General features: G+C 70.5%; 16 protein-coding genes and 1 pseudogene. 6 read left to right on the top strand and 11 right to left on the bottom strand.

Annotated features, from left to right (window positions below; genetic code table 11):
• Window positions 1-142: 142 nt before the first annotated feature.
• Entirely contained in the window at window positions 143-799 is a 657-nt protein-coding gene (locus tag CFP71_RS15410; RefSeq protein WP_093934535.1) for a TetR/AcrR family transcriptional regulator, read from the top strand.
• Window positions 800-879: 80 nt separating this feature from the next.
• Here CFP71_RS15410 and CFP71_RS15405 read toward each other — a convergent pair whose 3' ends face one another.
• The 3 genes from CFP71_RS15405 to CFP71_RS15395 all read right to left on the bottom strand — a co-directional run bounded on the left by CFP71_RS15405 (window position 880) and on the right by CFP71_RS15395 (window position 4,491).
• A complete protein-coding gene (locus CFP71_RS15405) occupies window positions 880-2,145 on the bottom strand; it encodes a ribonuclease D (RefSeq protein ID WP_093934534.1) in 1,266 nt (421 codons plus the stop codon).
• Window positions 2,146-2,213: 68 nt separating this feature from the next.
• The gene (locus tag CFP71_RS15400; protein WP_034318331.1) at window positions 2,214-2,930 is read right to left on the bottom strand and encodes a response regulator transcription factor; all 717 of its coding nucleotides are present in this window, start codon (window positions 2,928-2,930) and stop codon (window positions 2,214-2,216) included.
• 997 nt (window positions 2,931-3,927) lie between these two features.
• A complete protein-coding gene (locus tag CFP71_RS15395; protein WP_167406136.1) occupies window positions 3,928-4,491 on the bottom strand; it encodes a DUF3000 domain-containing protein in 564 nt (187 codons plus the stop codon).
• An 88-nt stretch (window positions 4,492-4,579) separates the two neighbouring features.
• Here CFP71_RS15395 and hemE point away from each other — a divergent pair, with 88 nt between their 5' ends.
• The 5 genes from hemE to CFP71_RS15370 are packed head-to-tail and all read left to right on the top strand — an operon-like array spanning window position 4,580 to window position 9,486.
• On the top strand, window positions 4,580-5,653 hold the full coding sequence (gene hemE, locus CFP71_RS15390; RefSeq protein ID WP_093934552.1) for a uroporphyrinogen decarboxylase: 1,074 nt from the start codon (window positions 4,580-4,582) through the stop codon (window positions 5,651-5,653).
• A gap of 5 nt (window positions 5,654-5,658) precedes the next feature.
• Window positions 5,659-7,038: a protoporphyrinogen oxidase gene (hemG, locus tag CFP71_RS15385; protein ID WP_093934551.1), complete on the top strand. Its 1,380-nt coding sequence runs from the start codon at window positions 5,659-5,661 to the stop codon at window positions 7,036-7,038.
• A 25-nt stretch (window positions 7,039-7,063) separates the two neighbouring features.
• A complete protein-coding gene (gene hemQ / locus CFP71_RS15380; RefSeq protein ID WP_093934533.1) occupies window positions 7,064-7,756 on the top strand; it encodes a hydrogen peroxide-dependent heme synthase in 693 nt (230 codons plus the stop codon).
• An 11-nt stretch (window positions 7,757-7,767) separates the two neighbouring features.
• Entirely contained in the window at window positions 7,768-9,114 is a 1,347-nt protein-coding gene (locus CFP71_RS15375; RefSeq protein WP_093934532.1) for a CoA transferase, read from the top strand.
• 48 nt (window positions 9,115-9,162) lie between these two features.
• Window positions 9,163-9,486 carry a hypothetical protein gene (locus CFP71_RS15370; RefSeq protein ID WP_244199696.1) on the top strand — a complete coding sequence of 108 codons (324 nt, stop codon included), beginning with the start codon at window positions 9,163-9,165 and terminating at the stop codon, window positions 9,484-9,486.
• On the opposite strand, the gene CFP71_RS15365 is transcribed toward CFP71_RS15370, so the two are convergent.
• The 8 genes and pseudogenes from CFP71_RS15365 to CFP71_RS15330 all read right to left on the bottom strand — a co-directional run.
• The gene (locus tag CFP71_RS15365; RefSeq protein WP_093934531.1) at window positions 9,437-9,805 is read right to left on the bottom strand and encodes an SCO6045 C-terminal-like domain-containing protein; all 369 of its coding nucleotides are present in this window, start codon (window positions 9,803-9,805) and stop codon (window positions 9,437-9,439) included. The genes CFP71_RS15370 and CFP71_RS15365 overlap by 50 nt on opposite strands.
• On the bottom strand, window positions 9,802-10,614 hold the full coding sequence (locus CFP71_RS15360; RefSeq protein ID WP_093934549.1) for an MbnB/TglH/ChrH family RiPP precursor modification enzyme: 813 nt from the start codon (window positions 10,612-10,614) through the stop codon (window positions 9,802-9,804). Before CFP71_RS15360 ends, CFP71_RS15365 begins: the two co-directional genes overlap by 4 nt.
• A complete protein-coding gene (locus CFP71_RS15355) occupies window positions 10,607-11,557 on the bottom strand; it encodes a TIGR04222 domain-containing membrane protein (protein ID WP_093934530.1) in 951 nt (316 codons plus the stop codon). The genes CFP71_RS15360 and CFP71_RS15355 overlap by 8 nt, the downstream gene beginning before the upstream one ends.
• An 81-nt stretch (window positions 11,558-11,638) precedes the next feature.
• Complete coding sequence (locus CFP71_RS15350) at window positions 11,639-12,187, bottom strand: TIGR04222 domain-containing membrane protein (RefSeq protein ID WP_244199695.1); 549 nt, start codon at window positions 12,185-12,187, stop codon at window positions 11,639-11,641.
• A complete protein-coding gene (locus tag CFP71_RS15345; protein ID WP_093934529.1) occupies window positions 12,184-13,044 on the bottom strand; it encodes a TIGR04222 domain-containing membrane protein in 861 nt (286 codons plus the stop codon). The genes CFP71_RS15350 and CFP71_RS15345 overlap by 4 nt, the downstream gene beginning before the upstream one ends.
• 75 nt (window positions 13,045-13,119) lie before the next feature.
• Window positions 13,120-13,548 (bottom strand): peptide-methionine (R)-S-oxide reductase MsrB, encoded by a 429-nt coding sequence (msrB, locus tag CFP71_RS15340; protein ID WP_026467901.1) that lies wholly within the window; start codon window positions 13,546-13,548, stop codon window positions 13,120-13,122.
• 19 nt (window positions 13,549-13,567) lie between these two features.
• Entirely contained in the window at window positions 13,568-13,873 is a 306-nt protein-coding gene (locus CFP71_RS15335; RefSeq protein WP_093934528.1) for a hypothetical protein, read from the bottom strand.
• Window positions 13,874-13,946: 73 nt separating this feature from the next.
• Window positions 13,947-14,754 (bottom strand): annotated as a pseudogene (locus CFP71_RS15330) (serine/threonine protein kinase); the annotation flags it as partial.

Genomic DNA, 14,754 nt, shown 5'->3' with positions numbered 1-14,754 from the left:
CGGTCGACCGAAATTAAGCGCGTGCGGGATCCTTCCGATCTCCGCCCGGTAAGCGCGGTGTTAACAGATACCGGATTCGGTAACCTGGGCCGACCACCGGACGTAACAAAGATCTTCGCGGAGAAATGGCAGGATCGGATAGATGACAAAAACGACCGGGGTGGGCAGACCGAGAGCCAGCGGTGCCGCGGCGAGCAAGCGGGAAGCGCGGCTCGCCGTACTGGACGCCGCGGGGGAGCTGTTCACCGGCGCCGGGTACGCGGCGACGACCACCCGAGCCATCGCCGAACGCGCCGGACTGCGCCAGGCGTCGCTCTACTACCACTTCCCGTCCAAAGAGGACATTCTCGCGGCGCTGCTGGAGGACACCGTCCGGCCGTCACTGGACGTCGCGGGCGGTCTGTCGGCCAAGCTCGCGCCGGTCGGCGCGCGGCTGTGGGCGCTGGCCTACGCGGACATCCATCTGCTCGGCAGCGCGCGGCACAATCTCGGCGCGCTGTACCTGCTGCCGGAGATCTCCTCGCCGAGGCTGGCGCGCTTCCGGGCCGAGCGGGCGGAACTCAAACGCGTCTACGGCTCGCTCGTCGCGGCGGCGGGCGTCCCCGGCGAGCTGCTCGGCATCCGGACCGACCTCGTGTTCGGGCTCGTCGAGAGCATCGCGATCGTCCGGCGTGACCAGCCGGATCTGGACGTCGAAGCGCACGCCGTCGAGGGTGCCGACAGCGTGCTGAGGCTCGCCGGTCTCGGGGAACCGGACGCCGGACTGCGCGACTCGGCGCGGGCGCTACTGGAGGACTGAAGGGGACTTTCCCCGCATGCGGTGAGGTGAAAGCGCCCTTCACCGCGTGACATGCGGGGAAAGCGTCCTTCAGCCCCGGGTCAGGCCGGGGTGGCGTGGAGTGCCTTGCTCAGCGCGGCCACGGTCAGCTCCACCTGCCACGGCCGCGCTCCGGCGTCGCGGAGGACCTGGGCGACGGAGTCCTCGCTCAGGTCCGCGGGCGGGCGCCAGCAGGTGCGGCGCACCAGCTCCGGCAGCAGCAGATTCTCCACCGGCAGCCGCCGGTCCTCCGCGATGGCGGCCAGCGCCGCGCGGGCGGCGGAAAGCCGGGCGGCGGCGTCGGGGTCCTTGTCCGACCAGCGGTTCACCGGCGGCGGGCCGTCGGTCTGCTGCGCGGGCGTTGGCAGTTCGTCGGCGGGCAGCGCGCGGGCTGCTTGCAGATGCCGCAGCCAGCTCGCGGTGTACTTGCGCTGCACCCGGCCGCTGAACACCGGCAGCGCCTGCAACTGCTCGACGGTCTTCGGGTCCGCGGTGACGGCGTTGATGATCGCGCTGTCGGGCAGGATCCGGCTCGGCGCGCGGTCGCGTTTGCGGGCGAGCTCGTCCCGCGCCTGCCACAGTTCGCGGACCGCGGCGAGGCCGCGGGCGCTGCGGATCTTGTGCACCCCGGACGTCCGTCGCCACGGCTCGGCCCGCGGGGCGGGCGGCGGCGCGGTGCGGACGGCCTCGAATTCCTGCTGGGCCCATTCGAGTTTGCCCTGGGCGGCGAGGTCTGCTTCGAGCTTCTCGCGCAGTTCGATGAGCAGCTCGACGTCGAGGGCGGCGTAGTTCAGCCAGTCGACGGGAAGCGGGCGCTTCGACCAGTCGGCGGCGCTGTGCCCCTTCTCCAGCTGGTAGCCGAGAAGGAGTTCGACGAGGGTGCCGAGGGCGACCCGTTCGTACCCGGCGAGCCGTCCGGCGAGTTCGGTGTCGAACAGGCTCTTCGGGTGCAGGTCGAGTTCGGCGAGGCACGGCAGGTCCTGAGAGGCCGCGTGCAACACCCATTCGGCGTCGTTGAGCACTTCCGCGAGGGGCGCGAGCTGCCCTTCGAGCGGAATGGGGTCGATGAGGAAGGAGCCGGCACCTTCGCGGCGCAGCTGGACCAGGTAGGCCTTCGGCCAGTACCGGTAGCCGGACGCGCGTTCGGTGTCCACGGCGATGGCCCCGCTGCCGCCCGCGATCTTCGCGCAGGCTTCGGCGAGGGCTGTCGCGTCGGCGATCACCGGCGGAGTGCCCTCGGCGGGCTCGCGCAGCAGAACCGGTCCACCGGTGTCATCGGTGCCGGTGTTCGGGTCTGCCTGCGGATCTCCGGGTCGGTCGCCTTCCATAGGTGAAGACCCTACGGGACGAGCGGGCCGCGCCTGGTCCGCCCGCCCCGCAGGGCAGTTCGCCTTTGTCAGCGGATCACGCCGGCACGCATCGCCAGCGCCACCATCTGAGCCCGGTCACCCGTGCCGAGCTTGCGCCCGATGCGGGAGAGGTGAGACTTCACCGTGAGAGCGGAGAGGCTGAGTTCCTCACCGATCTCCTTGTTGCTCTGGCCGTCGGCGACGAGTTGCAGCACCTCGACCTCGCGCGCGGAAAGCTCGCGCGGGGTGTTGTCGGTGCCGGCAACCCGCGTGCCGGTGGCCAGGACCGGTGCGACGCTCGGGTCCGCGTAGACGCCGCCCTCGAGCACCCTGCGGACGCCGTCGGTCACTACGACCGGCGATGCCGACTTGAGCAGGTATGCCTGGGCGCCGGCCTGGAACGCCGACCTGACCGCGTACGGGTCGTCTGATGAAGCGAGCACCACAACACGAGGCCAGCCGTGGCTACGGAGTTCCGTAACCAGCTCGATGCCGCTGCCATCCGGCAGTCCGAGATCGAGGATCGCCAGATCACAAGGCCCGGTGGCCTGTGCTCGCGCCCTCGCCTCGGCCACGGTGGCGGCCTCGTGGACGGTGCCCGCACCCATCTGTGCGAGTCTTGCTGAGATTGCCTCCCTCAACAGCGGGTGGTCATCGACCACCAACACGGAAAACAGCTCTTCCCGCGGGTGCGGAACCATGCTCGCCGGCAATGAACCGGCTGGCGTGGATCGGACGGCCTGAGAAATGCCGACGGTAGCCACGTCACTACCTCCCTGGAGTCGGTCGTGCCCCCCGACCGGCACCGGGACTTTCGGCCGTTTAGCCGCGCCAGCTTTAGACCGAAAGTGGTGTCGTCGATGGCACTGTAGCCGCCCTGAGGCCTTCACGGGGGGATCGAATGGGTATCTATCTCAAACGAGTAGTTACTCAGGGAGTTCGTTGTAACACGATCGGGCTAGTACACAGCCGGTGGCTAACGCATCGCCGAAAGAACACGATGCACTGGGGTTACCGGGGTCCAACCGACTGTGCAGATGGAGCGTGCACCTGCCGGTGCCTCTGCTCGGGAGCCTCGGAGGACAGTGTGCGGCAAGCCGGAAACCGCCTCCGGCGTGGGGCTTGATCAACTTCGCGGAGAGTCATGATCGCTTCGCTGGGTGACCGCGATGGTAACGCTCCGGATGCGTTCAGCGGTGTCCGCGAGGGCGTTTCCGGTGGTCTTGATCTTGTTGCGGACGGTGACAGGACGCGTAGCACGAACGGGGTGGTCCAGACCTCTGTATGGACGGCTCCGCGCAGGTGGGAGCTGGTCTAGTCCAGATGGCCCTGAAGGGCCTCTGGGTGGCGTATGGACGCTCTGAGGGGCCCGCGAATGGGGTAAGCGAAGGTGCTCTCGGCCGCTTCGCGGCGCCTTTGCGCGTCGAGCGGTGATCCGTGAAGGCCTCCTTCCCTACTCTCAAGGTAGGGAAGGAGGCCTTCACGGATTCGTGGGCGGGAGCAAGGGACCTTTAGTATCGGCAGGTTTGCTAGCGACGCTAGATGGCCGGAAATCGCAAGATAACCCGAATGCTATGTCTCGATTGATGGGATTCCGGCGTGTCGAGGCGAAGCGCAAGTCCGTGAAGGCCTCCTTGAGAGTCCGTCCATGCCCCCGCCGCCACCCTCAACGGAGACGCTGCGCGCCAATGCATGGATTCAAGTCCCTCAAGCAGGCCTTCACGGACTTGCGGCAGAGCAGCGAGAGAGCGGCAAGGAGCGTCAGGAGGACTGGCGCTGCTCGAACAGCGTCACGCCGACCGGAGGCAGCCCGACGACACTCGCCATCACCTGACAGAAAGCCTGCCCGTGCGGCCGCAAGGCGGCATCCGTCGGCGTCCAGGACGCCCGCAGTTCCAGATCGTCGGTGCGCGCGGGCCCGGAGATGTCGCCGAACCGGGCGGACGACGTCTCGGTGACCGTGCCGCCCAGCGCCGTCCACTCCGCGCCGGAACTCTCCAGCGCGTCGGTCAGCCAGGACCAGCCGACAGCGGGAAGGAAGGGGTCGGTCGCCAGCTCCCGGTCGAGTTCCGCGCGGACGTACATGACCAGCCGCAGGACCCCGTCCCAGCCTTCCTGGCCGTCCGGATCGTGCAGCAGCACCAGCCGCCCCGACGCCAGGACGTCCGCCGGCCCTTCGACCTCGCAGCTCACCGCGTAGGACCACGGCGCCAGACGCTGCGGCGGGCGCATCGTCTCCAGCTGGACTTCGGGGCGGGGCCGGACCGATTGCAACGCCGCGACGGCTTCACGGAAGAGATCGGGTACTGACGTCATCGCGGTCACCAACCGACTGTAAGACGCGATCGTCCGGTTCGGGGCGCAGGCGCGCCGAGAGTAAGGCCTCCGAGCGCACATGGCACCATGAACCGTGATGTCTCCTTCACCTGGTTCCGCCGCGCAGACCGTCCCCGCGGCCCGTCGTGCCCTGCCCGGCTCGCCGTTCCTCGCCGCCGCGCGCGGCGAACGCCCCGCCCGCACCCCCGTGTGGTTCATGCGCCAGGCGGGCCGGTCGCTGCCCGAGTACCGGGCGCTGCGCGAGGGCACTTCCATGTTCGAAGCGTGCTTCGACCCCGAGATGCTCGCCGAAATCACGCTCCAGCCGATCCGCCGTCACGGCGTCGACGCGGCCATCCTCTTCAGTGACATCGTCGTCCCGCTCAAGGCGGCGGGCCTCGACATCGACATCGTCGCGGGCACCGGCCCGGTGGTCGCCGAGCCGATCCGCGACACCGCGGGCGTGCGGGCACTGCCGGTGCTGGACCCGGAGCAGGTGGAGCGGGTCGCCGAAGGTGTGCGGCTGCTGGTCGGGTCGCTGGGCGAGACGCCGCTGATCGGGTTCGCGGGCGCGCCGTTCACCCTGGCCTCCTATCTCATCGAGGGCGGGCCGAGCCGCAACCACGAGCACACCAAGGCGCTCATGCACTCCGAACCGGCGCTGTGGCACGAGCTGGCCGGGCGTCTCGCGGACATGGCGATCACCTTCCTGTCCGCGCAGCTGGACGCCGGAGCCGACGCGATCCAGCTGTTCGACTCGTGGGCGGGCGCGCTGTCGGAGCGGGACTACCGCGAGTTCGTCCTGCCGCATTCGGCGAAGGTGCTGGACGCGGTCGCGGGCTACGGCGTGCCGCGGATCCACTTCGGTGTCGGCACCGGCGAGCTGCTGGTGGCCATGCGCGACGCGGGTGCCGACGTGGTCGGCGTCGACTGGCGCATCCCGCTCGACGAGGCCGTCCGGCGGCTCGGCGGCGGGGTCGTGCAGGGCAACCTCGACCCGGCGCTGCTGCACGCGTCCTGGCCGGTGCTCGAAGCCGAGGTCCGGCGGATCCTCGCCGAGGGCCGCGCGGCCGACGGTCACATCTTCAACCTCGGCCACGGGGTGCTGCCCGGCGTCGACCCGGACGTCCTGACGCGCGTGGTCGGGCTGGTGCACGAGCCGCAGCCGTGACCACGGTGAAGACCGCTGCCGTCATCGGTGGCGGTATCTCCGGACTGACCGCGGCGTACCGGCTGCGGACGCTGCTCGGCGAAGACGCCCGGATCGTCGTCTTCGAGGCGACGGACTCCCTCGGCGGGAAACTCCGCACGATCGAACTCGCCGGGGAGCGCTACGACGTCGGCGCCGAGGCCTTCCTCGCCCGCCGTCCCGAGGCGCTCTCGCTGGTGCGCGAGATCGGGCTTGGCGAAAGCCTCGTCCACCCCACCAAGGCCCGCGCGAAGATCCACGCCGGCGGCTCCGTCCTCGGCCTGCCGCCGGGCACGGTCATGGGCGTTCCCGCCTCGGCCGACGCGGTCGCCGGGGTGCTGTCGGAGAAAGGCCGCGCGCTGGTCGACGCCGAGTCGTCGCTGCCGCCGGTGGAGCTGCCCGCCGGTGACGTGCCGCTCGGCCCGCTGCTGCGCGAGCGGTTCGGCGACGAACTCGTCGACAGGCTCGTCGACCCGCTGCTGGGCGGGGTCTATGCCGGGGGAGCGGACGGACTCGGGTTGCGCGCGACGATGCCCGGCCTCGCGTCCGCGGTGGACCGCGGCGCGCGTTCGCTCACCGAAGGCGCGGCTTCGCTCATGCCCGCCTCACCCAGTACGGCGCCGGTCTTCGGCACCCTGCTCGGCGGCCTCGGCACGCTGATCGCCCGGCTCGCGGAGCTGTCGCGCGCCGAAATCCGGACCGGGACCACGGTGACGGCGCTCGAGCGCACCGCCACCGGCTGGAAGGTCGACGACCTCGAAGCCGGCTCGGTTCTGCTCGCCGTCCCGGCGCCTTCGGCACGACGGCTGCTCGACGGCGTCGCAGGAGTGGCGTCGTCGGCGTTCGCGGAGGTCGAACTCGCCTCGATGGCGGTGATCGCGCTCGCGCTCCCGCCGGGTACCGCACTGCCGGAGTCGTCCGGTGTACTGATCGGCGCGGGTGAACAGGACGCGGCAGGGAAACCCTTCGCCGCCAAGGCGTTCACCTTCTCCTCCCGCAAGTGGGCTCAGTACGGCGAGGGCCCGGTGCTGGTCCGCGGCTCGGTCGGGCGCTTCGGCGAACCGGGCGCGCTGCACGCGGACGACGACGAACTCGTGCGCGTGGTCCGCGACGATCTCGCCCGGCTGACCGGGGTCACCGCCGAGCCGATCGAGACGCTGGTGACCCGCTGGGGCGGCGGCCTTCCGCAGTACGGCACCGGCCACCTCGAACTCGTCGAACGGATCGAACGTGCCGTCGCGGACGTGCCGGGGCTGGCCGTGGCGGGCGCGACGCTGCACGGCGTCGGGCTCCCGGCCTGCATCGCCACCGCCGACGCGGCCGCACGCCGCATCGCCGGGATCACACCGACCCACGAGGGCTCCTGAGCACCGGCAGTGCCAAGATGGCGGTATGGCGCGGCTGAACTACAACGAGCTCAATGACTCCATCCGCTACACCGCCTGGTCGGTCTTCCGGGCCGAGCAGGGAAAGCTCGGCGAGGACCGCGAGAAGGCGACCGCGGAGACCACCGAGTACCTCGACGCACTGGAAGCCAAGGGCGTCGTCGTGCGCGGTGTCTACGACCTCTCCGGCCTGCGGGCCGACGCCGACTACATGGTCTGGTGGCACGCCGAGGAGATCGAGCAGGTCCAGGCGGCGTACAGCGGTTTCCGGCACACCCCGCTCGGCCGCGCCTCGGTGCCGGTGTGGAGCCAGGTCGCGCTGCACCGCCCGGCGGAGTTCAACAAGAGCCACATCCCGGCGTTCCTCGCCGGTGAAGAGGCCCGCAAGTTCATCTGCGTCTACCCGTTCGTGCGCTCCTACGAGTGGTACCTGCTGCCGGACGACGAGCGCCGCAAGATGCTCGCCGACCACGGCAAGGAGGCCCGCGACTACCCGGACGTCCGCGCCAACACGGTCGCGTCGTTCGCGCTGGGCGACTACGAGTGGATCCTGGCCTTCGAAGCCGACGAGCTGCACCGCATCGTCGACCTGATGCGTCACCTGCGCGGCACCGAGGCCCGCCTCCACGTGCGCGAGGAGATCCCGTTCTACACCGGGACCAAGGTGGAACCCGCCGAGCTGATCGCCCTGCTGCCGTAGTGAACGCATCAGTGGACTCACGCGTCTGGACCACCCTCACCGGCGACGAGCTCGCCGAAGACGCCGTCGAGGTCACCGGCCCCGAATCCGTGCTGCCCGGGACCTTCCGGGTCGAGAAGGCGGCGACGACGAGTGTCGCCGTCGCGACGCTGGCCGCCGGGGAACTGCTGCGGCTGCGGGGAATCGAGCCGGGCAAGGTCTCGGTCGACACCCGGCACGCCGCGGCGTCGTTCCGCAGTGAGCAGTACCTCCGCGTCGACGGGGAGCCGGTGCCGTTCAGCGCGCCGCTGTCCGGCGACTACCGCGCGAACGACGGCTGGGTGCGGCTGCACTGCAACTACCCGCGCCACGTCGCCGCCGTGTGCTGGGGTCTCGGTGTGCCCGCGACCCGCGAGGCGTTCGAGAAGGTCGTGGCGGCCAAGTCGAAGTTCGAGGTCGAGTCGGCGGTGATCGGCGCCGGCGGTGCCGCGGCGGTACTGCGGAGCCGCGAGGAATGGCTGGCGCACAAGCAAGGACAGGCGGCCAGCGCGCTGCCGGTCGCCGAGATCCGGTCGCTCGGGCCGTCGGAGCCCGTGCGGCTGTTCGAATCCGACCGGCCGCTGGGCGGGGTGCGGATCCTGGACCTCACCCACGTCATCGCCGGTCCGGTCGCGGGCCGGGTGCTCGCCGCGCACGGCGCCACCGTCATGCACATCGGGTCGGCGCAGCTGCCGACCGTGCCGCCGCTGGCCGTCGACACCGGGATGGGCAAGCTCTCGGCGTACGTCGACCTGGAGACCGAAGCCGGGCGCTCGCGGCTGCGCAAGCTGATCGCGCGCGCCGACGTCGTGCTCCAGGGATTCCGGCCGGGATCGCTGGTGGCCAAGGGTTTCTCGCCGGAGGCGATCGCCGAGCTGCGGCCGGGGATCGTGGTCGCGGACCTGTCGGCTTACGGCTGGGAAGGGCCGTGGGCGCGCAGGCGCGGGTTCGACAGCCTGGTGCAGATGACGTCGGGGATCGCCGACGAGGGCGGCAAGACGGCCGGCATCGACGGTCCGGGACCGCTTCCGGTGCAGGCGCTCGACCACGCGACCGGCTGGCTCACCGCGGCGGCGATCATGACGGCCGTCCGCCGGGCCGCCACCGAGGGCGGCGGCCAGCACGTCCGCACGTCGCTCGCCGGGACGGGGGAGTGGCTGAACTCCTTGGGGCGCAAGGAAGCCGGACCCACCGGCTTCGACGGTGCCGAGTTCCTGGAGGACGCCGACAGCCCGCTCGGACGGCTCACCCGGGTCAAGATGGCGGGCACCCTGCCCGGCTCGAATCCCTTCTGGGTGGAGGGGACGCGCGTTCCCGGGAGCGACCGCGCGGTCTGGTGACCGCCGCGTTTCATCCGATTTTCATCTCCCCGGCCTAGCTTCGGGGAGATGACGCGAAACAAGCTGAAACTGGCCTTGGTCACGGCTTCCGCGCTGGTCCTGTGCGCGTGCGGAGTCGACGGGAAGATCGGCGACTACGGCGACACGACGGTGTACTCGGAGCCGAAACCCAACGCGAACGGCGGAGTGAGCCACGACCCGGTCGGCAAGCTGACCACCTTGTCGAAGGTGACCGTCACCTGCCACGAGACGGTCAACGGGTTCGGGTTCTACAAGATCTCGTACTCTGGTGGTTCGGGCTACGTCGACGACTCGACGTCGATCATGAGCGACGACGGCGAAGTCCGCCCCGCCAAGGTGCCCAAGTGCTGAGCCCGCGCTTCGGCTTCGGCACCTCGCCGCGCTCGACGAGCCACGTGCCGAAAGCGTCCGCGTAGGCCCGCGCGCGGATCGTGTCGGTCTTCGGATGCGCTGTCGCGTACTCGCGGAACAGCGCGGCGAACCGGTCACCGAGGGCCTCAGCGAGGTCCGGCCGCAGGTACGCGGCCAGCCTGCGCTGCTTGTTCCGCAACACGTTCGCCTCGATGCGGAGCCTGTCCCCGTCGAACCCCGCCGGGGCCTCGCCGTCGGCGAGGAGTGCCTTGAGCAGTTCGGCCTGCTGCCTGGCGAGCCGCTCGCGGGGCGAAGTCACGCTGACACCGCGTTCCTGAGCGCGGTCAGCTCGGCCGCCAATTCGGCGTCGGTCGGGTAGTCGTCGTCGCGTTCCAGCAGGACCCCCGGCGGGTCCACCCGCTTCCGCAGCTCTCGCAACAGGTCCAGCACCTCCGGGACCACCGGATGGGCGTGTGTGTCGTGGTAGACGCCGTCGCGTTCGACGCCGCCCGCCATATGCGTGTACGCCAGCCGCTCCCACGGGATCTCGTCGAGGAACCGTCCGGGGTCGGTGCCGAGGTTGCGGGCGTTGGCGTACAGGTTGGCGACGTCGATGATCAGCAGGCAGCCGGTCCGGTCGGTCAGCTCCCGCAGGAACTCCGACTCGGTGAACTCGGCGTCAGGCCAGTCCAAGACCGCCGCGATGTTCTCCAGCGCGAACGGGACCCCGACGATGGACTGGGTCAGTTTGACGTTGTCCACCAGGACGTCGAGCGCTTCCCGGGTGCGGGGCAGCGGCATCAGATGCCCCGAGTCGAGGCCGCCCGCGCGCACGAAGCACACGTGGTCGCTGGCCATCGGCGCGCCGAGCTCGCGGGTGACCTCCGCGAGATGCTCGACGCGGGCGGTGTCCAGCGGCTCGGCCCCGCCCAGCGACAGCGAAACCGCGTGCGGAAGGACCGGCATTCCCTTGTCACGCAAGGCGATCAAGGTCTCGGGAAGATGGTCGGCGTGCAGGTTCTCGGCGACGACCTCGACCCAGTCGACGCCCGGCAGCCGCGCGATCGACAGGTCCAGTTCGTGCCGCCAGCCGATCCCGATGCCGAGGCGGCCCGGCCCGTCAGCCACCGCAGCCACCACCCCCGCAGCCGCCACCGCCGCCGCAGGACGAAGAGCTTCCGCTGCTGCACGAGGAACCCGTGCTGCACGTGCTGCCACCACCGGACGAACCACCGCCGCCGAAAGCGCCGGGGACCGGCGGCGGGATCAGCGCCTCGCTCAGCTCCTCGTCCGGGTAGAACGCGAGCCCGCCGAGCGCGACGGCCGCGGCCGCACCGCCCAGCAGGAAGCCGGGACCGACGCCGCCCACGGCCGGCTCGTTGGGGATACCGCGCTTGCGCTCGCGTGCGAGCGCGCTGTTGGCGCTCCCGAGGATCCGGTTGCCCTCACCGGTCGGGCGCGGTCCGGACGTCTTGTTCTTGGCGGAACGGGCGATCAGCGTCGCGACCACGGCCGCGATCAGCAGCGGGACCAGGAAGCCGACGGGGTGGTTCGTGCCGAGCCCGGCGAACAGGCGCACCACACCGAGGACCAACACGGCGACGTACAGGAAGAAGACGACCTGGCGGATGCGCGGCGCCTGGTTGACGACCACGAGTCCCCGCGCTTCGAGGTCCTTGCCGAGCGCCTGCATCGGCCCGGACATGCGGAGCCTGTCGCGCATGCCGCGGGTCGTGGCGTTGTAGCCCGGCTTGGCGCCCTTGGCGACGGCCCTTTCGATCGGGTCCGCGGGCTCGGGGCCTGCCAGCTGGAGCTGCTTCGAGCTGCTGACCCGCAACGTCCCGCGATCGACCAGGGCCGCGATGGCCGTGTCGACCACGCGATCCGGGCCACCGGCGAGATAGGCGAGTTCGTACACGGTCGGCTGCGGTCCGCTCACGGCGGCGCGCGGCGCCTTGCGTCCCAGCTTGACCGCGATCGTCCACAAGAGACCGACGGCCAGCGGAAGCACCAGCAAGACGGCGTAGATCGCCAGGAACGTGGGTCCGGGGATGCCCCAGGTGTCTTCCATCGCACGGGCCTTTCACGAGCAGGTGCACTTACCGTAGTCGGACGCTGTTCCGTCCGGTCGTGGTTCCCTCGAACCATTCGATCAGCCGGGCGAGCAGTCCGTGACGTCCGTTAGACCGTCATCAGGGCTGCTGATGGCGACCCGGGTTCTGGCCCCGGCTGGTGGCGCCAGGGTCAGGAGCCGAACCGACCGCCGATCCGGATGGGCGTCGAGGCCGCCCAAGGCCACCGCGCCCCTCACGCCGGTGACGAGCCCCGGATCCTCCCTCGCCAGGGACAGCGCCTGTCCGCCCGCTTTGCTCGCCCACGACCCGCGCCGCCGAACCCGGCGCCAGTGGATCGCCGGGACGAGCAGGCCGCCGGTCAGGAGTTCCGCTCGCAGCGAGCGCATCGGTTCCGACTCGCGCAGGGCTTCGCGCACCCGCGCGATCCGTACCTTGGGCAAGGTCTCCACGACCGCCAGCACGAACGGATCGGCGGGCTTGGCGGAACTCCGGTGCAGGACACCGGACTTGTCGAGCCGGACGGCCTTCCGTTCGAGGGCTTCCGCGACGGCGGTGTCCGTGACCCGGTCGGGGCCGCCGGTGAGGTACGCGACCTGGTAGATCGTTTCGAGCCGGTTCATGGTCATCCTCCGCACCCTCCGCCACCGCAGGAAACGCCGCCTCCGCCACAGGAGTAAACGGGGGCGTAGGACACGCCTCCGCCGTCGGTGCTCGCCGTGCCGCCGAACAGCCTGCCTTTCGTGGCGACGGTCTTGATCAGCGTGATCGCCACGGCCTGGTCCGGGAAGACCTGCAACCCGTCGAGAGCCACCCGCCCGGTCGTGGTGCGCGCCAGGTCGCGGTCCCAGTCGCCGTGGTGGAGCGCCAGCTTGCCCGCGGTGGTCGCGCGGCCGGACCGGTCCGGCCATTGCCGCCACACGGTCAGGCCGAGGGCGCCGACCGCACAGACGATCAAGACGACGAGGACGGTCGTCGGACGCTCAAGAGGTACCGCGTTCGCCAGCCGTGCGATCCCCAGCGCGAGAACGGCCACGTAGGCGGCCAACGCGCACTGCCAGCCTGTCCGTCGCCGGTTTTCGGCGACGGACAGGCCGTTTTGTGCCAGCTCGGCGCGCAGCAGAAGGACGACCGGATGCCGCGCCATCCTGGCGCGCAGCTCGCCCAGGCCGATCCCGTTGCCGTGCACGAGCGTGACGAGGGCGCGCTCGAAGGGGTCGGCCGGGACCGGCCTGATCGGGTGCAGGAGCCCGCGCCCGTCGGGCCGGAGACGGTGCCGTTCGAGAAGACCGGCGACGGCGGTGTCGGTGACCCGTTCCGTGCCGCCCGCCAGCGCGGCCAGGTGGTAGAGGCCGGGCACCTTCCTGGCGCCGGTGTCACGGCGCAGCCACAGTTCGTACACCACGGCGAGTGCCGCCGGCAGGACGACGCAGGCACCGTAGAGCCAGGCGAAAGCCGGTCCGGAAATCCCCCAGGGTCCGTTCACAAAACACCGCCCTCCCCGACGCTGTTCCAGTTCTCTGTGAACGCGTCGGAGAGGGCGGTGGTTCGCCGGGTTCGGTTACGACTCGGACTCGGGAACGAGCTTCAGCGAGATCGAGTTGATGCAGTACCGCTGATCCGTCGGCGTGGCGTAGCCCTCGCCTTCGAAGACGTGCCCGAGGTGGCTGTGGCACGACTTGCACAGCACCTCGATCCGGCGCATCCCCATCGCGGTGTCCTCGCGGAGGAGGACGGCGTCGGTGTCGGCCGGGTCGTAGAACGACGGCCAGCCGCAATGGCTCTCGAACTTCGTGTCACTGCGGAACAGCTCGGCGCCACAGGCGCGGCACTGGTAGACACCGGTGGTCTTCTCATCGGTGTACTCGCCGGTGAAGGGACGCTCGGTGCCCGCCTGGCGGAGCACGGCGTACTCGTCGGGGCTGAGCTGTTCCCGCCATTCCTGTTCGGACTTGACCACGCGCGGCGTGGCTCCGACAACGGGTTTCATACCTTTCACTGGTTCCACGTTACCCCGCGAGCCACGCGATGGCCCGGCCGATGATGTCCCATGCGGTGACCATCACGCCGAGCACGATGAGGACCACGACCAGCGCCGAAATCCACCAGCGCAGACCGCCGAGACGGTTGCTGGAGTCGGCGAAATCGGAGACACCGTCGATGCAGGCTTCCACGGTGAAGTTCGGGCCGCAGCGCTCGATGCGGTCCAGATGCTCGGCGAAGGCACGGGCTTCGGGGTCGTACGGGTCGAGGCCTACCAGGTCCTCGTCGAAACGAGGATTCTGGCCAGGTCCGAAAGGTCCGCTATCGGCCATACCGGCAACAGTAAGCCACGAGCGGCGATTGGCCTACCACCAGCGAGGCGGGTCTCACCACCGCCACGCTGCGTCAGTTGCCGAGTACTCGCGTGTCGGCGTCGATGTAGTACTGCCCGCCGACCTGGACCACACGCAGCGCGGGACGGGTGCCCTTGTTGAGCGTGATGTTCATGTCGATCGAGCCGTCGGGGTTGCCGCCGCCCTTGTCCGCTCGCGCGGTGTCGGCACCGGTGACCTTGTGCGTGCTCCAGTAATCGGCGAAAGCCTGCTCCGAGCCGTAGACCTCTTTCGCGGCGTCCGTGAGCTTGTTCCAGCTCGCGGCCGTCCCGATCTTGTCCGTGTCGAAGAAGTCGAGGACGAAGCCGCCGACACTCGAGTAGCTCGTGACCTTCTCGCTCGGGGTCTTCCCCAGGCCCGCCGGGGATGCCTTCGAGGACGACGGAGCGCTCGACTTGGGTGCCGAGGTGCCCGGCGGCGGGTTCACCCCGGCGTTGTCGCCGCCCTGGTTGCCGTTCGTCCCGTTGCCGGAGTTCAGCACCAGGAACACGATCACGGCGATCACCACGACCGCGGCGCCGGCGCCCGCGAACAGGACGGCTTTGCGCTTGGCGTCGGTGCTCTTGGCCTGGGACGGCCGCATCGGGGCGGCCGCGGACGGCGGTGGGCTCACCGCGGCGACCGGGCGCGGCGGCGTGTTCGGCGGGGCGTCCTGCGAGCGCATCGGGATGAACGCGGCCGTCGGCGTGTGCGGTTTGGCGGGCGGAGGCGGCGGTGTCGCGCCGGCCGACTGGGCAGGGCTGCCGGTGCGCTGGCCCGGCGGCCCCTCTCCGGGGGGCTTGCCGGCGGCCGGCGGGTGGGGGGGGGGACGCTGGGCAGAG

This window comes from Amycolatopsis thailandensis (genome assembly GCF_002234405.1).
GTDB classification, from domain to species: domain Bacteria; phylum Actinomycetota; class Actinomycetes; order Mycobacteriales; family Pseudonocardiaceae; genus Amycolatopsis; species Amycolatopsis thailandensis.
The sequence above is the reverse complement of the archived record's forward strand: the minus strand, read 5'-3'. Positions and strand labels throughout refer to the sequence as shown.